A 19,779-nucleotide genomic window follows, 5' to 3' on the forward strand; every position below is an offset into this window, starting at 1 on the left:
TACCTGTTACTGTTTTCGGTCTCTCTCGAGACCGGTCGCTCACTCAAAGCTGACAGGTTCTGAATAAATTCAAAAACCTGACTTACTTTAGTGTGAGACTCTTGATACTTTTGCTGCTCCCGATATCGCTCCGAAGAACCACATCAGGCCGCCACCGCATCAAGCGCCCACACTTATCGGCTGTAAATTTTTAAAGATCGATCGCGAAGTCGCCGCGCAGTTTCGTTCAGACAACCACTCAACTACCGGCTTCTTTCTGCGTTGCTGCGTCAGCAGCAGAGAAACGAGATTATGAAGACTGTCTGGCGATCCGTCAACAGGTTTTTTTACTTCGTTCAACCTGCCGCTTAACTTCGAATCACCCGCAGACCCAGTCGCCACAAGGCTTTCGCCTGGGCTTCCCGTCTCCCCGCGCCTTCATCGAAAGCGCGAAAGACCGGAATTCTAGTCACGCAGGTGACATCTTGCAAGCGGTTTTTTGATGGGCTAGCAAAATCGGGCTAAACACGGCTCGCCTGCTCCATATTGCAGTCGCCGTAGTGCTTCCGGCCGATGCCTTCTGGCTGCACAGCAACGACGATCCCGCATCGCGCCCAGGCCCATCTGGCGCGCTCCTGCTGCCCAATTCGATGGCGCGCACGGAACCGACTAGAATATGGGGTTCTCTGCACCCCAACTCACAGATTTATGCGCTCGCGAATCGCCAAACGCCTTCCTCCTGACGCCGACAAGCTCGTCGGCCTCTCGCTCGCCCTGTTCGCCTCGGGCAGCCGCACCGAAGACCGCTTCTGGGAGGCAAAGCTCGACACGCTGCTAGCGAAGGTCGTGCGCAACGGCAATCAGACTACGCTCGACGCCGCGCTCGATCATCTGCAGCAGAATCATCCGGACGCCTACGGCGCGCTCGCCGACATGGCGGAGACGCACAGCGAGTCGTTCATCGTCGAACACGACGGCGCGCAATACGAGGCGCTGCTCGTCGCCGCGCCAGTGCTGGCCTGGACCCGCTATGTCATCCCTTCGGGCCCGCTGAAGGTCGAGGGAGCAGACGCCCTGCGCACCCATCTTCAGGCCCACGTGCTCGCGAACGGCACGCGCGTGGCGATGGCCCCCTATCTCTACAGCATCGACCAGTTGCCGCGCCACCATGTCGAAACCTGGCGACTCGCACAACAGCTTACGCAAGCGGCGCTGAGCGGCGCGCCGGCGAAAATCAGCTCGGGCGAACTGCCGGAAACGTCGCCGATCCTCGCCGATCCGCGTTTCCTGCTCGCCGTCGTCGCCGCACCTGTTGGCGCGCCGCTCTTCCGCTGGCAGGAAGAGGAGCACGGCTCACGCATCGAGCGCGGTCAATGCCTGGAACAATGGGCCACCCAGGGCGGCGCCAACCTTGCCGTCGTCATGCCGGGCTGCGAGTTTGAGTGCCTGCTGCCGGACGCCTACTACTCCGCCTGCCGCGACGCGGACGAGCGCGTGCGCCCGCACACGATCCGCACCGCCGTGCGCTATCTGCTCGACACGATCGGCGCAGGCGCTCAGGACTTGCGCGCGGTCGTCGCCGGCTTCGGTGAGCGCCGTATCGACGAATACCGCATCGCTTTCACGAAACGCGGCAGCAACGATGTGCTATATGGCGTGGTCTGGCCGCTCTATGGCCGCGAGAACGGCGACGCCGAGATCGACGAAGAACCGACCGAAGAGAATGTCAGTAGCGGTCCGCTCGAAGAGATCGTTGCGCTGCTGAAGGAATCGGGCATCACCGACATCCGTCGTCACGCTGGCCGCTTCGAACCGGAATATTGCGATGACTGCGGCGTGCCGCTCTATGCGGATCCGCTCGGCGAGATCGTCCACGCCGAGATGCCAGAAGATGCTGAGCCCGTACAGCCACACTTCCACTAGGACAACGCCCAAATTCCTACCCGGTCCCGCCTGAGTGCGGGACTTTTTTTTGCCCTATGTCTTATGCCTTTTGGACAGGCCGCCAGCGCGCAACCTTTTTGTCATCATGGTGCTGTTGGTCTGGTTCACCGCCGCTTAGAAGCGGTGCGCGTTTCACAACATTGCGAGAGGCCGTCAACGAGAGGAGGGCATATCCATGCGGTTCGTTGTACTCAATCCGGACGCCGAAAGGCGCGAAGGGCTCAAGGCGCTGTTAAGACAAATCGACCGTCGCGCACGCTTCAATGATGCGCCGGACTGGCGCAGCGCTGAGCGCGCCTTGCAACGGTTTACCCCCAACCTCATCGTGATCGACTGGCACGACGGCATCCGCGCCGGCGAACTGCGCCACTTTGTCATGCGGCACCGCAGCTTGCCCGTCGCCATACTGGTTGACAGCACCGAGACGCCAACGACCGTGCGCGCGCTCATCAACGAAGGCGCCCGCGGCGTCATCCGGCGCACAACGGACTTCATCCTGATCGTGAAATTTCTGGAGCTCATCATGCTTGGCGGCGATCATCTGCCGGCCGACGTGCTCGGTCCATGCACGCCATGGCCCCTGCCACCCCGGCGCAATGCCAAGGCCGCCGCACAGGCCCGCAAGGTGCGTCCGAAAGTCGACCTCTCACCACGACAGGAGCAAATCCTGCGCTGCGTCCATATGGGCAATACCAACAAGATGATCGCGAGAGCGCTCGGCATCAGCGAGGGCACGGTGAAAGTCCATCTGACAAGCATCTTTCAGCAGCTCGGCGCGCCCAATCGCGCGGCGGCCGTCGCGATCTACAACGGATTGCTCGCGAACCAGCTGCAGGTGCTGCGCGCGCGATGCGAGCGGGCGGCGAAGCCCAGGCACGGCGAGCACGGTCCGGTGCCATTGCGCACACGCGACGGTCTGGCGCATCGCTATCCGTTGCTGTCAGGCGACAGTGGGGAGGCGCTGCCCATCGCCGCGGAGCCGGTGACGCCTTATGGCGACCCCGTCGCGGCGCAGCAGATACGCCCCGTCGAGGTCGGCGAGGCCAGTGAGAGCGCGGACGAGGAAGCCCTGCTGCTCGCCCGCGCACACGGCTTGCCTTCCAACGAGTAATATGAAGCACATGGGGTTCCTATTTACACCGCTTCCGCTCTGGGTTGCTATCGGTGCCTGGGTTGTCACCGTGGGGCTGCTCGCGCTCGCGCTATGGAAGAACCCCTTCAAACGTCTTCAGGACGCAACGCTCCAGCACGTGTGGCTTGCGATCGTCGTCGCGATCTCCGTGCTGTGGGCAAGCAATGCGTGGCTCGAAGACGGCACCGTGCTGCACCTGCTCGGCGCCACGCTCGTGGTCACGCTATTCGACTGGGGACTCGCGCTCGTCGCCATGGGCGTCGTCGTCGGGCTCGCCGCGCTTGTCTTCGACGCCCCCTGGGAAGGCATCGCCCTCACCTTCCTGATATTCGGCGCCTTCCCTGTCGCAATTTCCGCGCTGCTGCAGCGCGCCTGCACCGCGTGGCTGCCGCGCAACCTCTTCATGTTCATCGTCGGCCAGGGTTTCGTGTCGCCGGCCATCGCCGTTTCGGCTGCGGCCTATCTCGCGCTCGGCACCCATGTCGCGCTCAACGGCGGATCGGCGATCACCGTGCCCGCAGGCTATGCATTCAGCGTATTTCTGCTCGCTTCGGGCGAAGCCTGGTTCACAGGCATGGCAACGGCGCTGATCGCCGTCTACCGGCCGACCTGGGTCACTACCTACGACGTGCGGCGCTATCGCCTGGGCGGCCCGCGAACCTGAGCGCTGCCTCAAGCCACGCCCCACCGCCAGCAACGTGACGACGAGCGCGACGACACGTCGCGATCGGCCTTCGGCCCACACACAGTAGCGGTTGCGCCGATTCCATCGCTCAGGCAGAAGAAAATAATTGTTTCCGGATTGAACTCGACCCGGCCGTGCAGCATCTTACGGTGCCTGACGTCTCACCCCTCATCCCTAGCAAGCAGATGGACTGCAACCATGCATCCCGCCGGCTGTTGTTCGTAGCCGGTCAACTGGCGGCGTGCGCCGCGAGCCTCATGCTCATCGCCGCGCCAGCCGCGCAGGCCGATCAACTCGATCAACACAACGATCTCGTCAATCAGTTCGTCACCCAGATGCACGCGGACCCGCTAGTCGCGGACTGCGCGGCGCATGGCGATTTCGTAGCCAGCACGTCGACGGCGCTCGATCACGTCGAGTTTCCGCCCAGTTCGTTCGACAGCGCACACGCGAGCGTGACGCCGTGGAACGACTCGTTCGACGAAGGCAAGCAGCGCGTGAAGGTCGATACGATCGTGACAGTCGACGGCATCGGCATTCCCAAAGAAAGCGGCAATTCGCCCTATGACCTGAAGTTTCGCTGCGGCTATGTCGGGCAGCAGATGCTCGCGTTCAGCTGGAACGATCCGGTCCCGCCGGCGCACGCACGCAGCGAGCGCGGCACGGCCTCGAGCGGCGCACATGGAAAGGGCAAGCATTCGACCAAGAAGGCCACTGGCAAGGGCTCGAAGAAAGCACCCGCGAGCAAGTCGGGCCACAAGTCGTCGACGAGCAGCACGAAGTCGTCCAGCAAATCGACGACGACGAAATCCACAGCGAAGAAAACGACTTCAAAGAAGAAGACGACGGCGCACTGAACCCGTCGACGTTCGCGAAGCGAAAAAAAGGGGGATGCGGCCTGGCCGCTTCCTCCTTTTCTTCATGTCTGCGTGGCGAAGGCGCGTGTTACGCAAACGCCTCCACGTGATGCAGGATAGCCTGGAGCATCGCAGCGCCAAGCGCGGCGCTACGCTCGCCGTTCCAGCCTACGCGTTCGTCGGGCAGATTGGCGTTGTCCTTGAACGGCATCTCGAGCGTCAGCGACAGGCAGCCATAGCGATGGCCGATGTACTTCGACGCGAGCTTGAGCGCATCTTCGCGGTAGCGGCTCGCCTCGTAGCCGTGCTGATCCTGGAAGTCGGGGCTCGCCACCTTGAACGCCTCGATGAACGCCTTCTGCTCCGTGCGTTGCTGATCGGTAAAGCCCGGCAGCATTTCCGAGCCCGCCACGAACACATACGGAAGCGTCTCGTCGCCGTGGATGTCGAAGAAGAGATCGACGCCCGTGGCCTCGATCGCATCGCGCACGACCAGCACTTCGGGGCTGCGCTGCGCGTCCGGCGCCATCCACTCGCGGTTCAGGTTCGCGCCCACGGCGTTGGTGCGCAAATTCCCGTGCACGCTGCCGTCCGGATTCATGTTCGGCACGATATGGAACACAGCGCGGTCGTACAGCTTGCGCGCGACCGGATCGCCCGCCCAGTCGCCCCAACCGGCGAGCCGCTTGACCAACCCTTCGACGAACCACTCGGCCATGCTCTCGCCCGGATGCTGGCGCGCGATGATCCAGACCGTCTTCTTGGGCTTGCCGTCAGGCGCGGTGTCGCCCGGCATGCCGAGCGAGAGCAGCGACATGGGCCGGCCTTCCACGCTTTGGCCGAGTTCCGTGAGCGCGGCGTGCGGCAGCTGCTGAAGCGCGCCAAGGAACTCCGAATGACGCTCTTCGCTATACGGCTCGAAGTACGCGTAGTAGATGCTGTCGAAGTCGGGCGTGTGGTCGATGACGAGTTCCTTCCCGTCATACGAGGTCGGCACGCGGAACCAGTTCACGCGGTCGTAGCTCGCCGCGGCCTGGTAGTCGCGCCAGCCCTCGGGAAATGCGCAGGCCGACGCGTTCTCGAACGTCATCACGCAACGCTCGCCGCGCGCGCCCGAGAGGCGGAAGTAGAACCATTGCGCGAACTCGGACTGGTTGTCCGCTCGCACGCGCAAACGGATGTCGTCGGCGCGCTCGCACGACAGAACCTCGATCGCGCCCGCATCGAACTGGTTGGAGATGGCAATCGTCATGGTGTTTTCCTTCCCGCTTGCTTGTTCACTTACTCGGCGATGCGCCGACGAAATACATAGGTCGAATCGTTCGATGCATCCGCATCGAACGCGTAGCCTTCCACGTCGAACGCCTTGAGCCCTTCGGGCTCGGTAACGCGGTTCTCGACGGCATAACGCGCCATCAACCCGCGCGCGCGCTTCGCGTGGAAGCTGATGATCTTGTAGCGGCCGCCCTTCCAGTCTTCGAATACCGGCGTGATGACAGGCGCGGCGAGCTTCTTCGGCTTCACGGCCTTGAAGTACTCGTTCGACGCGCAGTTCACCACCACGCGCGCGCCCTTCGCCGCTTTCGCGTGGTTGTGCTCGATCTGCGCATTGATCGCGTGCGTGATGCGCTCGCCCCAAAACGCGTAGAGATCCTTGCCGCGCGCATTTTCGAAACGCGTGCCCATTTCCAGGCGATAAGGCTGCAGCAGGTCGAGCGGACGCAGCAGGCCGTAGAGCCCGGAGAGCACACGCACGTGCTGTTGCGCATAGTCGAGATCCGCCGACGAGAGCGACTTCGCGTCGAAGCCTTCGTAGACGTCGCCGTTAAATGCGAGCACGGCCTGCTTCGCGTTGATCTGGCTGAACTGCTTCGACCAGTCGGCATAGCGCTGGAAATTCAGGCGCGCGAGCGGGTCGGAAATGCTCATGAGCGAACCGATCTGCTGCGGCGAGAGACGGCGCAGGCCCGCGATCAGCTCGGCTGCGTCGTCGACGAAATCGGGGATGGTGTGGGCTTCGATGTGCGCCGGCGTGTCATAGTCGAGCGATTTGGCCGGCGACAGAACGATTATCATAGAGGCTTGCAGGCACGATGTGCCGATGTTCAAAGGCGAAAGCCCGATTGTAGCGAATTCACGAATGACCGGCCTCACGCCCCCAACCGCAGCATCCCCCTCGCCCGCCGCCGCTCGCGCGCTTCCCGTGGTTCTCGACTCGAACGTCTGGCTCGATATCCTCGTGTTCGACGACCCGCACACGCGCCCCATTCGCGCGGCGCTCCAGCGCGGCGCGATCCAGGCGCTGATCGACGCGCGCTGCCAGGCCGAGTTGGCCCACGTGCTCGACTATCCGCAGTTCGCTGGCCGCGGCGTCGCGAAAGCGGACGCGCTCGCGGCGCTGGGCGGGCTCGTCGAACGGGTCGAACTGCCCGAGCTTCCCGCCGACGCGCGGCCCCTGCCCCAATGCCGCGACCGCGACGACCAGAAGTTTCTGGAACTGGCGCGCGCAAGCGGCGCACAGTGGCTCGTCTCGAAGGACCGCGCGGTGCTCAAGCTCGCGAGGCGCGTGGCGCGCGACTTTGGCTTTCGCATTGCGACGCCTGACGCCTTCGTCGCCGAATGCGTGCAAAACGCTGCACAAGCGGCCCAGGCCTGATGCCCCTGCGTGACGGCGCGTGCGCCCGGCCTGACCACCGCAGCCGCGCCGATTTGCCTACAATCGGACTTTGACCCAACCTTTCCCGTCCCAACGTCCGACTCCCGCCCGCGACATGAACGCACCGCATCCCACGCAGAATTCGCAGGACACCCTGCTCACGCCCTCTTTTCCGTCGCGTCTGCCGAACGTCGGCACGACGATCTTCACCGTGATGAGCGCGCTCGCCGCCGAAAAGGGCGCGGTCAACCTGGGTCAGGGCTTTCCCGACTTCGATTGCGACGCGCGCATCGTAGACGCCGTCGCGCAAGCCATGCGCGAGAGCCACAACCAGTACCCGCCGATGACAGGCATCGCCGCGCTGCGCGAGGCGATCGCGGACAAGATCGAGCATGTGTACGGCCGCCGCTACGACGCCAATAGCGAGATCACGGTGACGGCTGGCGCCACGCAAGCCCTCCTCACGGCGATTCTCGCAACCGTGCACGCGGGCGACGAAGTGATCGTGGTCGAGCCGACTTACGACAGCTATTTGCCGTCGATCGAACTGGCAGGCGGCAAGCCCGTGTTCGTGACGCTCGAAGCGCCCGATTACGCGATTCCGTTCGACCGCCTCGCCGCGGCCATCACGCCGAAGACGCGCCTCATCCTCATCAACACGCCGCACAACCCCACGGGCACGGTGTGGCGCGCCGAGGACATGCAGAAGCTCGAAGAGATCGTGCGGGGCACCAACGTGTTGATCCTCTCCGACGAGGTCTACGAGCACATGGTCTACGACGGCCAGCCGCACGAGAGCGTGGCGCGCTATCCGGAACTGGCGGCGCGCAGCTTCATCGTGTCGAGCTTCGGCAAGACCTATCACGTGACGGGCTGGAAGGTGGGCTACGTCGCCGCGCCCGCACCGCTCACGGCCGAGTTCCGCAAGGTGCACCAGTTCAACGTGTTCACCGTGAACACGCCGATGCAGTTCGGCCTCGCGCAATATCTGCGCGATCCGAAGCCGTATCTCGAACTGCCCGCGTTCTACCAGAAGAAGCGCGACTTCTTCCGCGCCGGCCTCGCCAACACGCGCTTCAAGCTGCTGCCGTGCGAAGGCACCTACTTCCAGTGCGTGGACTATTCGGCGATCAGCGATCTGCCCGAAGCGGAATTCTCGAAATGGCTCACCGCGGAGATCGGTGTGGCCGCCATTCCGGTGTCGGCGTTCTATCACGAGGCGCACGAATCGGGCGTCGTGCGCTTTTGCTTCGCCAAGCAGGAAAGCACGCTCGCGACCGCTCTCGAGCGGCTCGCGCGGCTCTGACGTCGTGCGCGCGCGATGAATCCGCGATCGGCAGTGCGTTCCCGATCATCGCGCACAACCATGTGTAAAACCCCGCAATGCTTACGAATTCGCCTCGATATACGCCTTGCGGTCGGCGTTGACGCGCTGCGCCGTCGGGCGTTCACCGATCAGCTTGATATACGACTTCCAGTCGATGCCCACGTCGGCGAGGAAATCGCTGCCGTACACCGCCTGCGTCGCGCGGCCCACGAGCGGCAGGCTCACGAACGCCGCCGCATCGGCCACGCCGAACTGCTCGCCCGCCACGTAAGGCGCGAACTTCGCGATCCGCCTGAAGGCCGCCACGTAGCGGCGCAGGCGCTTTTCCATGGTCGCCTTGACCTCGTCGGTCGCCTTGCCGCCGAAGAACGCTTCGCCGTAAAGCTCGCGCGCGTTCAACTCCAGATGCGTCTCGATGAAGACGATCAGTTCGCGCTCCTTCGCCGCCTGCCACGGATCCGCCGCGAAAATGTGCTTCTCTGGAAAGCGCGCCGCCAGATACTCGACGATCACTTCCGACTCGCACAAGAAGCCCTGTTCCGTTTCGATAAATGGCACCTTGCCGCCCGGCGACTGCGCGAGCACCGCCTCTTCGAGCGGCAGCTTGTTCGGCACCTCCTCGAACTCGATGCCCTGCTCGAGCAGCAGAAGCTTGACCTTGTTGTAGTAATTCGAAAGCGCGAAACCGTGCAGCTTGATCATCCTCGTTGCCTCCTTGAGAGGGGCAGTTCCCTTATCGAAACTGCCGAACCGTTTTCATAAAATTGTACGACCGTGCTATTCTAGGCCAATCATGGAGCCAGGCTTCCAATGACTTCACATCATTTCAACATTGAGACAATCGGCATAGTCGGCACCGGCGCGATGGGCCGCGGCATCGCCCAGATCGCCGCGCAGGCGGGCCTCGCGGTGCGCCTCTACGACACGAATCCGCAGGCGGTCGCCGCCGCGCGCGACTATCTCGCCGACACCTTCGCGAAACTCGCCGCAAAAGGCAAGCTCGACGAGACCGCCGCCAACGCCGCGCTCGAACGCGTGAGCGGCGCGCACACGCTCGATGAACTCGCGGTCTGCGATCTCGTGATCGAGGCGATCGTCGAGAATCTCGAGGCCAAGCGTACCCTCTTTCGCGAGCTCGAAACCGTGGTGCGAGAGCGTTGCCTGCTCGTTTCAAACACTTCTTCGCTCGCCATTACGGCCATCGCCGCCGCATGCAGCGATCCCTCGCGCGTGGCGGGCTATCACTTCTTCAACCCCGTGCCGCTGATGAAGGTGGTCGAGGTGATCGACGGCCTGCGCAGCGATCCCGCCGCCGGCGACGCGCTGATGACGCTCGCGCGCCGCATGGGCCACACGCCCGTGCGCGCGAAGGACATGCCGGGCTTCATCGTCAATCACGCGGGCCGCGGCATGAATACCGAAGGCCTGCGCGTGGCGGGCGAAGGCGTAGCGAGCTTCGTCGAGATCGATCGCATCATGCGCGAACAGGCGGGCTTTCGCCTGGGACCGTTCGAGCTGCTCGACCTCACCGCGCTCGACGTCTCGCATCCGGTGATGGAGTCGATCTATCACCAGTTCTATGAAGAGCCGCGCTTCACGCCCTCGCCCATTACGGGCGTGCGGCTCGCGGGCGGGCTCGTTGGCCGCAAGGCGGGCGAAGGGTTCTATCGCTATGTCGATGGCAAGCAGCAGGTGCCCGACGAGCCCGCAGCGCCCACGGCGCTGCCCGCGCGCGTCTGGGTGAGCCGCCGCAACGCCGCCGCGCGTGACGCCGTGCTCGCGCTCGCGGCGAAAGCGGGTGTGTCCGTCGACGAAGGCGATACGCCGACAGCCGACGCGCTGATCGTCGTCGCGCCGCTCGGCCTCGACGCCACGACCGCCGCGCTCGACGAGCAGCTCGACGCGAGCCGCGTCGTCGCCATCGACACGCTGTTCCCGCTCGACACCGCGAAGCGCCGCACGCTGATGACGACGCCCGCCACCACGCGCGAAGCCCGCGACGCGGGCCACGCGCTCTTCGCCGCCGAGGGTATGCCGGTCACCGTGATCCGCGATTCGACGGGCTTCATCGCGCAGCGTATCGTCGCGACGATCGTCAACATCGGTTGCGACATCGCGCAAAAGCAGATTGCCACGCCCCGCGACATCGACCTCGCGGTCACGCTGGGCCTGGGCTACCCGCGCGGCCCGCTCGCGCTCGGCGACGCGCTGGGCGCGCGCACGATCCTCACGATCCTGCGCAATATCCACACCGTGCTCGGCGATCCGCGCTATCGCCCGTCGCCGTGGCTCGCGCGCCGCGCACAGCTCGGCCTTTCGCTGACGCAAGCAGAAGCAGCAGACATCAACGCATCGAACGAGGCACCGCAATGAGCGCCGAACTCCGCAGCACCCGCCCGCAAGGCCACGAATCGACACTCGTCCTCACGCTGTCGAACCCCGGCGCGCGCAACGCGCTGCATCCCGACATGTACGCCGCTGCCGTCGAAGCCTTCGACGCCGCCGAGCGCGACTCGTCGCTGCGCGCGATCGTCCTCACGGGCGCCGACAACTTCTTCTGTGCCGGCGGCAACCTTAACCGCCTGCTCGAAAACCGCGCGAAGGACCCTTCGGTGCAGGCCGCCAGCATCGACATGCTCGCTGCGTGGGTCACCGCGATGCGCCAGTCGAGCAAGCCGATCATCGCGGCCGTGGAAGGCGCGGCCGCCGGCGCGGGCTTCTCGCTCGCACTCGCCGCCGACCTGCTCGTCGCCGCCGACGATGCGAAGTTCGTCATGGCCTATTCGCGCGTGGGTCTGACGCCCGACGGAGGCGGCTCGTGGTTCCTTGCGCGCTCGCTGCCGCGCTCGCTCGCGTTCGAGCTGATGCTGGAAGGCAAGCCGATCGGCGCGGCGCGTCTAGCGGAACTGGGCGTCGTGAACCGGCTCGCGAAGCCGCAAACGGCGCTCGATACGGCACTTGCCTGGGCCGACGAACTCGCGAAGATCTCGCCGAATTCGGTGGCGCGCATCAAGGGTTTGACGAGCGTCGCGGACTCGCAACCGCTCGAAGCACAGCTCGCTGCGGAGCGCGAAAGTTTCGTCGCGTCACTGCATCACCGCGACGGCCTCGAAGGCATTACCGCGTTCCTCGAAAAGCGCGCCCCTGTCTACAAGTAAATCCGCTTCAATCCGCACGAGCGGCACACCCATGACCGAATATCAGTTGCCCGCGCGCCGGCGCCTCTACGTGATGCGTCACGGCGACGTCACCTACTTCGACGAGACGGGTCGCGCAATCGACCCGGACACCGTGCCGCTCAACGAGAACGGCCGCGCCCAGGCCACCGCCGCCGGCGAAGCGTTCGCCTTGCAGGGGGTGCGTTTCGATCGCGTGATCGTGAGCGGACTGCGCCGCACGGTCGAGACTGCGCAGCGCGTGCTCGCGGCAACTGGTCAGTCGATCGAACTCGAGGTGCAGAGCGCGTGGGAAGAGATTCGCGGCGGCCGTCTCGCCGCCATTCCCCCCGCTGAAGTCGAAGCCGCCTTTCTGCGCGTGTTCGACGGCATCGTGCCGGAAGACACGCGCTTTCTCGGCGGTGAGACCATCGGCGAGCTGCTCGACCGCGTGCTGCCGCCGCTCGATGCGCTGCGCGCCGACCGTTCGTGGGACTCGGCGCTGCTCGTGCTGCACGGCGGCGTGAACCGCGCGATTCTCTCGCATGCGATCACGGCGGGCGGACGCGCATTCTTCGGCCATCTCGCGCAGGCCACGGGCTGCATCAACGCGCTCGATGTCGGCGCCGCGCCGCGAGACTGGGTCGTGCGCATGCTCAACCACGCGCCGCGCTCGCCGCTGCACCGCGACACCCGCAACACGACGATGGAGATGCTGTACGCGCAGTACCTGCGCTATAAACCGCGCGGCTGACGCGCGGCGACCCACAGGAGAATCAGGAGAAGGGAGACGAATATGGCGCAAGCCACCCCGGATGGAGACACGCAAAACAACGCGCAACCGCGCCCCGACTACTCGGCGTTCGAAGGTACGCGCCCGGTTGCCGAGCGCCAGCGCTTCGACACCGAGGCGCTGGGCGCCTGGCTCGCCGCTCACGTGGAAGGCTTCCAAGGCCCCCTCACGATCGAGCAGTTCGCCGGCGGCCAGTCGAACCCGACGTTCAAGCTCGTCACGCCCGGGCGCACCTACGTGATGCGCGCGAAGCCGGGACCCAAGGCGAAGCTGCTGCCGTCTGCGCACGCGATCGAACGCGAATACCGCGTGATGGACGCACTCGCCGCAACCGGCGTACCGGTCGCAAACATGCTCGCGCTGTGCGACGACGAGGGGGTAATCGGCCGCGCGTTCTACGTGATGGAGTTCGTCGAGGGCCGCGTGCTCTGGGACCAGTCTCTGCCCGGCATGACGCCTGAGCAACGCGGCGCGATCTACGACGAGATGAACCGTGTGATCGCCGCGCTCCACAACGTGAAGCCCGACGCCGTGGGCCTCGCCGACTATGGCAAGCCAGGCAATTATTTCGCACGCCAGATCGATCGCTGGAGCCGCCAGTATCAGGCCTCGGAAACGGAGCGCATCGACGCCATGCATCACCTGATCGAATGGCTGCCGCAACACATGCCCGCCGATGCGGGCTCGCGCGTATCGGTCGTGCATGGCGACTACCGCCTCGACAACCTGATCTTTCACCCGCACGAGCCGCGCGTGCTGGCCGTGCTCGACTGGGAGCTCTCCACACTCGGCGACCCGCTCGCCGACTTCTCCTATCACTGCATGGCCTGGCACGTCGATCCCGCGCAGTTCCGCGGCATTGCCGGGCTGGACTGGCAGGCGCTCGGCATTCCCGACGAGGCGCAGTACGTCGCGCGCTATTGCGAGCGCACCGGCCTCGAGATTCGCGGCGACTGGAACTTCTATCTTGCGTACAACATGTTCCGGATCGCGGCGATCCTGCAGGGCATCATGAAACGCGTGGTGGACGGCACAGCCGCGAGCGCGCAGGCCATCGACGCAGGGCGCCGCGCGAGGCCGATGGCGGAGCTCGCCTGGCGCTACGCGCAGAAGGTGCGCTGAATCCGGTTCGAGAACGACTCATTTTTCACTGTCACTGCATCGCATTGCGAGGTTACCGATGAATTTCGATTACTCCCCGAAAGTGCAGGCGCTGCGCGAGAAGCTGCTCGCGTTCTTCGACGAACACATCTATCCAAACGAAGCCGTTTTCCACGAGGAAGTCGAGCGCAATCGCGCGAATGGCAACGCGTGGGTGCCCACGGAGATCGTCGAGCAGTTGAAGGAAAAGGCGCGCGCGGCCGGGCTGTGGAACCTGTTCCTGCCTGCCTCCGAACGCGGCGCGGGCCTCACGAACCTCGAATATGCGCCACTGTGCGAAATCATGGGCCGCGTGCACTGGGCACCTGAAGTGTTCAACTGCAGCGCGCCCGACACCGGCAACATGGAAACCATCGAGCGCTACGGCAGCGAGGCGCACAAGCAGCAATGGCTCGCGCCGCTGCTGGCAGGCCAGATCCGCTCCGCCTTCCTGATGACCGAGCCCGACGTGGCCTCGTCGGACGCGACGAACATCCAGACGCGCATCGAGCGCGACGGCGATGACTACGTGATCAACGGCACGAAGTGGTGGTCGTCGGGTGCGGGCGACCCGCGCTGCGCGATCTACATCCTGATGGGCAAGACCAATCCCGATGCGCCGCGCCATGCTCAACAGTCGATGATCCTCGTGCCCTCGGACTCGGCCGGCATCACCGTGCGCCGCCCGCTCACCGTATTCGGCTACGACGACGCGCCGCACGGCCATATGGAGATCACGCTCGAAAACGTGCGCGTGCCCGCTGCGAACATTTTGCTCGGCGAAGGCCGCGGGTTCGAGATCGCGCAAGGGCGACTGGGACCGGGCCGCATTCACCACTGCATGCGTCTCATCGGCCTCGCGGAACGCGCACTCGAATTCATGGCGAAGCGCGCCCTTTCGCGTGTAGCATTCGGCAAGGCAGTCGCCCAGCAGACCGTCACGCAGGAGCGCATTGCCGAAGCGCGCTGCATGATCGAACAGGCCCGGCTGCTCACGCTCAAGACCGCGTACATGATGGATACCGTCGGCAACAAGGGCGCGCGCGGCGAGATCGCCATGATCAAGGTGGTGGCGCCGAACATGGCCTGCCAGGTGATCGACTGGGCCATGCAGGTGCACGGCGCGGCGGGCGTGAGCGGCGACTTCCCGCTGGCGTACTCGTACGCTTCGGCGCGCACGCTGCGCTTCGCCGACGGACCCGACGAAGTGCACCGCAACGCCATCGCCAAGCTCGAACTCGCGCGCCATATGGACGCGGGAGCGGCGTCGCGCGTAGAGATGCCGGTCACGCGTTCGTAGGTCCGCGCAAGTCCACAAGCGCAGCAGGGGCGCTCTTGCGCCCTCTGCGAGCGACGCCGATCTATGCTAATTTGCGCCAGATCGGGCGTCGCGGAAGACTAGCCAGACTTTCGCGGCGCCTTCTTTCATGGTGCCAAGGAGCCACGATGATCGACGTCTACAGCTGGGCCACGCCGAACGGTCACAAAGTCCATATCATGCTCGAGGAAACCGGCCTCGAATACCGGGTGCATCCGGTCGATATCGGTGCGGGCGACCAGTTCAAGCCCGAATTCCTCGCCATCAGCCCGAACAACAAGATTCCCGCCATTACCGACTCCGAAGGCCCGCGCCGCGCCGACGGCCAGCCGTTCTCGCTGTTCGAGTCGGGCGCGATCCTGATCTACCTCGCCGCGAAAACCGGCCGCTTCATGCCTGAGGACCTCGCCGCGCGCTACGACGTGCTGCAATGGGTGATGTTCCAGATGGGCGGCCTCGGCCCCATGCTCGGCCAGGCGCACCACTTCCGCATCTATGCGCCCGAGAAGATCGAGTATGCGGTCAATCGCTACACGAACGAAGCGACGCGGCTCTACAACGTGATGGAAACGCAGCTGGAAAAGACCGAGTATCTGGCCGGCGACGAGTACACCATCGCGGATATCGCCGCTTTCCCGTGGACGCGCTCCTGGCAAAACCAGGGCATCGATCTCGATTCGCTGCCCAACGTGAAGCGCTGGCACGAAACGATCGCGGCGCGGCCGGCGGTCAAGCGCGGCGTGGAAGTGCTCGCCAATGCGCGCAAGCCGCTCATGGACGACAAGGCGAAGGAGATGCTGTTCGGCGCGACGCAGTACGCCAGGCACTAACTCACTACGCCAAAACCCGCGCAATACCAAAGGGGCGCCTACCTTGCAGCGGAGCGCCCCTTTTCGTTGAGCACGCAACTACCCCTAAAAGTAGTGCCGCGTGATGAACTCGGCCACGCACGCGGGCCGCTCGCTGCCCTCGCGCTCGATGCTCACATCCCACGCGACCTGCACGCCGCCGCCCTCCACGTCGCTCACTTCTTTCACCGCGATACGTGCACGCACCTTCGCGCCCACAGGGACCGGCTGCGTGAAGCGCACGCGGTTGAGCCCGTAATTCACGCCCATGCGCTGACGCATGTGCAGCGTTGCGCCGAGCAGCACAGGAATCAGCGAAAGCGTAAGAAAGCCGTGCGCAATCGGGCTGCCAAACGGCGACTCGCGGCGCGCACGTTCGGCGTCGATATGGATCCACTGGTGGTCACCGGTGGCATTGGCAAAACCGTGCACGTCCGCCTCGCTCACCTCGCGCCAGCCGCTCACGAGCGGCCCCGCGCCGATCAGCGCGCGCAACGCCGCCGCGTCGGCAATCTGCATGACATCGCTTTCGCTCACGTTGCGCTCCCTGGATGGCGAAGGCCGAACAGCGCCTTCGAACGCACGGTCACAATCAGTTCGCCGTGCTGGTTGTGTCCTTCCCACTGCGTTTCGACGATGCCGCGATCGGGCTTGCTCGCCGAAACGCGCTTGCTCAGGATCGCGTTCGTCATCGTCAGCGTATCGCCCACGCGCGTGGGCTTGAGCCAGCGGATCTCGTCGACGCCGGGCGAGCCCATCGAGGTCGAGTCCTTGAGAAAGTTGCGCACCAGCATGCCCATCATGACCGAGCAGGTATGCCAGCCACTCGCGACGAGGCCGCCGAACATCGACGCTTCGCCGCCCGCCTCGCTAATGTGGAACGGCTGCGGATCGAACTGCTCCGCGAATTGGACCACCTCGTCGCGCTTAAACGTGTGGGAACCGATCACATAGCGCTTGCCCACTTCGAGATCTTCGTAACTCACGCCCATCCATATTCTCCGCTGATGTTGCCTGCTGCCGCCACGCGTTACGCTGCCTGCGCGAAACCGGGCAGCGAAGCGAAGCGTTCAAGATGATGATCGACATCACCGAGCGTCGTTTCGATGATCGCGAGACGCTTGAACAGATGCGCGGCCGCCACTTCGTTGGTGACGCCCATGCCGCCGTGCAGCTGCACGGCCTGCTGGCCGATGAAACGCGCCGCCTGCCCCACGCGCACCTTCGCTGCCGAGATCGCACGGCGCCGCTCTTCGACCGATTCGCTACTGTAACGCGCGGCGGCGAGGTAAGTCAGCGAGCGGGCCTGCTCGGCGTGGATCAGCATCTCCGCCATGCGGTGCTGCAACGCCTGGAAGCGCGCGATCGGCACGCCGAATTGTTGACGCGTCTTCGTGTATTCGACCGTTGCGTGATTGAGCGCGTCCATTGCACCCACGGCTTCCGCACAGAGCAGGAACGTGGCGTAGTCGGCAATCTTCTCCCACGTCGTCGCGCCGGCGTGCGCGTCGCCCAGACGGCGCGCGTGCGCTTCCTTGAAGGTCAGCGTTGCGGCGCGCTGGCCGTCGATCGTGCGGTAATCGCTCACCTCGACACCCTGCGCATCGCGCGCGACGACGAAGAGCGCAACCTCGCCCGCGAAGCGCGCCGGCACGATCCAGTAGCTGGCCTGGGCGCCGTGCTGCACGACCGATTTCGTGCCGGTGAGCGCGAAGCCGTCGCCCGTTTCCTTCGCCTGCGTTTCCAGCGAGAACAGGTCGTAGCGCGACTGCGGCTCGTGGAACGCGGCAGCAAGCTTGATCTCGCCCGAGGCGACGCGTTCGAGCAGCGCCGCGTTTTCCGCGTTTTCCGCGTTTTCCGGTTCAGCCGCACCGCCCGCGAGCTTGAGCGCCTCGACGCCCACCGCGGTTGCCCAGTACGGTTCGACCACGAGCGCGCGGCCCAGCTCCTGCATGACGACGAGCATGTCGAACGGCGCGCCGTCGAAGCCGCCCTGCTCCGCCGGCACTGGCAGCGCGGTCAGTCCGAGTTCGACGAAGGCGTTCCAGTGCTGAGCCGAGACGCCGGCGGGTGTCTTCACGATCGCCTGACGCGCTTCGAAGCCGTAGTTCTTGTCGAGATAGCGACGCAGCGCGTCGGCGAGTTGCTGTTGTTCTTCGGTGAAATTGAAGTTCATTGCGCCGCTCCTCAAATCCCCAGAATCATCTGCGAGATGATGTTCTTCTGAATTTCGTTCGAGCCGCCGTAGATCGACGTCTTGCGATAGTTGAAGTAGTACGCCGCGAGCGGGGCCGCGTCGTCGTCACCGCCGGCCGCGTATTCGTGCTCGCCTTCGAGGAAGGCCGGATCGAACGGCGCCGCAAGCGGGCCGACCGCGTCGACCATCAGCTCGGTCAGCGCCTGCTGGATCTCCGTGCCCTTGATCTTGAGCATCGACGCTTCGGGACCGGGGCCGCGCCCGCCCGCCGCGCTCGCGATCACGCGCTCGGCCGTGACTTCGAGCGCCATCAGCTCGATTTCGACGGCAGCCACGCGCGCCGCGAACACGGGATCTTCGAGCAGCGGCTTGCCATGCTTCTTCTGCCTGAGCGCGACGCCCTTGAGGAACGCGAGTTCGCGGTTCGACGCGCCCACGCGCGCAATGCCCGTGCGTTCGTGGCCGAGCAGATACTTCGCGTAGGTCCAGCCGCGGTTCTCCTCGCCAACGAGATTTTCGACGGGCACCTTCACGTCTTCGAAAAATACTTCGTTGACCTCATGGTCTTCATCGAGCGTGATGATCGGACGCACGGTGATGCCGGGCGTTTTCATGTCGATGAGGAGAAACGAAATGCCTTCCTGTTTCTTGGCAGCAGGATCGGTGCGCACGAGGCAGAACATCATGTCGGCGTACTGGCCGAGCGTGGTCCAGGTCTTCTGTCCGTTCACGACGTAGTGATCGCCTTCGCCGCTTTTCACAAGAACGGCACGCGTGCGCAACGACGCGAGGTCGGATCCCGAGCCCGGCTCGGAGTAGCCCTGGCACCACCAGTCTTCGCCGGAAAGGATGCGCGGGAGATAGCGGCGCTTCTGGGCCTCGTTGCCATATTTCATGAGCACGGGCGCGACCATCGACACGCCGAACGGCAGTACCGGCGGCGCGCCGATGCGGCCGCACTCGGCATCCCAGATATGGCGTTGCGTTTCGGTCCAGCCGGGCCCGCCCCACTCCGCGGGCCACGCAGGCGCGGACCAGCCCTGCTTGCCTAGCAGTTTGTGCCAGTTGGCAATGTCGTCGCGCGAGAGGCGTTTGTGGTTGAGAACCTTGTCGCGCATCGCTTGAGGCAGATTGGCCTCGAGCCAGGCGCGGATTTCGGCGCGAAATGCGTCGTCAGCGGGGGTGTAGTCCAGATCCATGCGCAATGTCTCCTGGCCGCGGCCGGTGCGGAGCGTTCCCCGCGCCGCGGCGAAGACCCGCATGGCGTTATTGCAGCGGACCCTTCAACGCGGCCGGAACCGGCAGCGGCATCACATCGATGCCTTCTTCGACGAGAGCTTGCGCATCGTCCGCAGAAGCGACTCCACGGATGTTGCGCGACGGCGCTTCGTTGTAGTGAATGCGCCGCGCCTCCTCGGCGAAACGGTCGCCTACGTTCTCCGTCTTCTCGAGGACCTCGCGGATTACACGCATCGCATGCGCCTGCCATTGCGCTGCCTGCTCGTGCGGCGACGCTTTCGGCGTTTCGCTCGCGCCGGACAGGTTCAGCCGGGGCGCGGACGGCAAGCGGGTCACATGGGTGGCACCGCACATCGGACATTCGACCAGCTTGCGGGACAGTTGCGACTCGAAGTCGTCAACCGATGCGAACCAGCCTTCAAACCGATGGCCGTCTGGACACTGTAAATCGAGGACCTTCATGGGGAATCGAGGCTTGCAATGAGTTTAGCGCAAATCGTAAATTTGTG

General features: G+C 64.7%; 20 protein-coding genes. 12 read left to right on the top strand and 8 right to left on the bottom strand.

Annotated features, from left to right (window positions below; translation table 11 throughout):
* Positions 1-687 precede the first annotated feature (687 nt).
* The 4 genes from M3A49_RS20350 to M3A49_RS20365 all read left to right on the top strand — a co-directional run bounded on the left by M3A49_RS20350 (position 688) and on the right by M3A49_RS20365 (position 4,597).
* On the top strand, positions 688-1,902 hold the full coding sequence (locus M3A49_RS20350) for a DUF2863 family protein (RefSeq protein ID WP_266230493.1): 1,215 nt from the start codon (positions 688-690) through the stop codon (positions 1,900-1,902).
* A gap of 196 nt (positions 1,903-2,098) precedes the next feature.
* On the top strand, positions 2,099-3,034 hold the full coding sequence (locus tag M3A49_RS20355; protein ID WP_266230495.1) for a LuxR family transcriptional regulator: 936 nt from the start codon (positions 2,099-2,101) through the stop codon (positions 3,032-3,034).
* Positions 3,035-3,044: 10 nt separating this feature from the next.
* The gene (locus M3A49_RS20360; RefSeq protein ID WP_028205647.1) at positions 3,045-3,719 is read left to right on the top strand and encodes an energy-coupling factor ABC transporter permease; all 675 of its coding nucleotides are present in this window, start codon (positions 3,045-3,047) and stop codon (positions 3,717-3,719) included.
* Positions 3,720-3,925: 206 nt separating this feature from the next.
* Positions 3,926-4,597, top strand: a complete 672-nt coding sequence (locus tag M3A49_RS20365; RefSeq protein ID WP_266230497.1) for a BspC domain-containing protein — start codon at positions 3,926-3,928, stop codon at positions 4,595-4,597.
* 88 nt (positions 4,598-4,685) lie between these two features.
* Here M3A49_RS20365 and M3A49_RS20370 read toward each other — a convergent pair whose 3' ends face one another.
* Both M3A49_RS20370 and yaaA read right to left on the bottom strand, forming a co-directional pair.
* Entirely contained in the window at positions 4,686-5,849 is a 1,164-nt protein-coding gene (locus M3A49_RS20370) for a M14-type cytosolic carboxypeptidase (RefSeq protein ID WP_028205649.1), read from the bottom strand.
* A 29-nt stretch (positions 5,850-5,878) separates the two neighbouring features.
* Positions 5,879-6,673 carry a peroxide stress protein YaaA gene (gene yaaA / locus M3A49_RS20375; RefSeq protein ID WP_028205650.1) on the bottom strand — a complete coding sequence of 265 codons (795 nt, stop codon included), beginning with the start codon at positions 6,671-6,673 and terminating at the stop codon, positions 5,879-5,881.
* Positions 6,674-6,737: 64 nt separating this feature from the next.
* On the opposite strand from yaaA, the gene M3A49_RS20380 reads away from it, so the two are divergent.
* Positions 6,738-7,253 (top strand): putative toxin-antitoxin system toxin component, PIN family, encoded by a 516-nt coding sequence (locus M3A49_RS20380; RefSeq protein ID WP_266230501.1) that lies wholly within the window; start codon positions 6,738-6,740, stop codon positions 7,251-7,253.
* Positions 7,254-7,368: 115 nt separating this feature from the next.
* Positions 7,369-8,559, top strand: a complete 1,191-nt coding sequence (locus M3A49_RS20385; RefSeq protein ID WP_266230503.1) for a pyridoxal phosphate-dependent aminotransferase — start codon at positions 7,369-7,371, stop codon at positions 8,557-8,559.
* A gap of 81 nt (positions 8,560-8,640) precedes the next feature.
* Here M3A49_RS20385 and M3A49_RS20390 read toward each other — a convergent pair whose 3' ends face one another.
* A complete protein-coding gene (locus M3A49_RS20390; protein WP_266230505.1) occupies positions 8,641-9,282 on the bottom strand; it encodes a glutathione S-transferase in 642 nt (213 codons plus the stop codon).
* 108 nt (positions 9,283-9,390) lie between these two features.
* Between M3A49_RS20390 and M3A49_RS20395 the strand changes: the two genes are divergently transcribed.
* From M3A49_RS20395 to M3A49_RS20420, 6 genes are all read left to right on the top strand, one after another.
* Positions 9,391-10,953 (top strand): 3-hydroxyacyl-CoA dehydrogenase, encoded by a 1,563-nt coding sequence (locus tag M3A49_RS20395; protein WP_266230507.1) that lies wholly within the window; start codon positions 9,391-9,393, stop codon positions 10,951-10,953.
* Entirely contained in the window at positions 10,950-11,738 is a 789-nt protein-coding gene (locus M3A49_RS20400) for an oxepin-CoA hydrolase, alternative type (RefSeq protein ID WP_266230509.1), read from the top strand. Before M3A49_RS20395 ends, M3A49_RS20400 begins: the two co-directional genes overlap by 4 nt.
* Positions 11,739-11,769: 31 nt before the next feature.
* Positions 11,770-12,489 (top strand): histidine phosphatase family protein, encoded by a 720-nt coding sequence (locus tag M3A49_RS20405; protein WP_266230511.1) that lies wholly within the window; start codon positions 11,770-11,772, stop codon positions 12,487-12,489.
* A gap of 42 nt (positions 12,490-12,531) precedes the next feature.
* The gene (locus M3A49_RS20410) at positions 12,532-13,650 is read left to right on the top strand and encodes a phosphotransferase (RefSeq protein WP_266230513.1); all 1,119 of its coding nucleotides are present in this window, start codon (positions 12,532-12,534) and stop codon (positions 13,648-13,650) included.
* A 58-nt stretch (positions 13,651-13,708) separates the two neighbouring features.
* The gene (locus tag M3A49_RS20415; protein WP_266230515.1) at positions 13,709-14,968 is read left to right on the top strand and encodes an acyl-CoA dehydrogenase family protein; all 1,260 of its coding nucleotides are present in this window, start codon (positions 13,709-13,711) and stop codon (positions 14,966-14,968) included.
* A 146-nt stretch (positions 14,969-15,114) separates the two neighbouring features.
* A complete protein-coding gene (locus M3A49_RS20420) occupies positions 15,115-15,816 on the top strand; it encodes a glutathione binding-like protein (RefSeq protein WP_266230517.1) in 702 nt (233 codons plus the stop codon).
* Between the two features lie 84 nt (positions 15,817-15,900).
* On the opposite strand, the gene M3A49_RS20425 is transcribed toward M3A49_RS20420, so the two are convergent.
* From M3A49_RS20425 to M3A49_RS20445, 5 genes are all read right to left on the bottom strand, one after another.
* Entirely contained in the window at positions 15,901-16,353 is a 453-nt protein-coding gene (locus tag M3A49_RS20425; protein ID WP_266230698.1) for a MaoC family dehydratase, read from the bottom strand.
* Positions 16,354-16,367: 14 nt separating this feature from the next.
* Positions 16,368-16,826, bottom strand: a complete 459-nt coding sequence (locus tag M3A49_RS20430) for a MaoC family dehydratase (RefSeq protein ID WP_266230519.1) — start codon at positions 16,824-16,826, stop codon at positions 16,368-16,370.
* 38 nt (positions 16,827-16,864) lie between these two features.
* A complete protein-coding gene (locus M3A49_RS20435; RefSeq protein ID WP_266230521.1) occupies positions 16,865-18,010 on the bottom strand; it encodes an acyl-CoA dehydrogenase family protein in 1,146 nt (381 codons plus the stop codon).
* 11 nt (positions 18,011-18,021) lie between these two features.
* On the bottom strand, positions 18,022-19,230 hold the full coding sequence (locus M3A49_RS20440) for an acyl-CoA dehydrogenase family protein (protein ID WP_266230523.1): 1,209 nt from the start codon (positions 19,228-19,230) through the stop codon (positions 18,022-18,024).
* Positions 19,231-19,297: 67 nt separating this feature from the next.
* Positions 19,298-19,732 carry a DUF1178 family protein gene (locus M3A49_RS20445; RefSeq protein ID WP_028205664.1) on the bottom strand — a complete coding sequence of 145 codons (435 nt, stop codon included), beginning with the start codon at positions 19,730-19,732 and terminating at the stop codon, positions 19,298-19,300.
* Positions 19,733-19,779 lie beyond the last annotated feature (47 nt).

This window comes from Paraburkholderia sp. CNPSo 3076, assembly GCF_026343935.1.
Classification (GTDB): Bacteria; Pseudomonadota; Gammaproteobacteria; order Burkholderiales; family Burkholderiaceae; genus Paraburkholderia; species Paraburkholderia nodosa.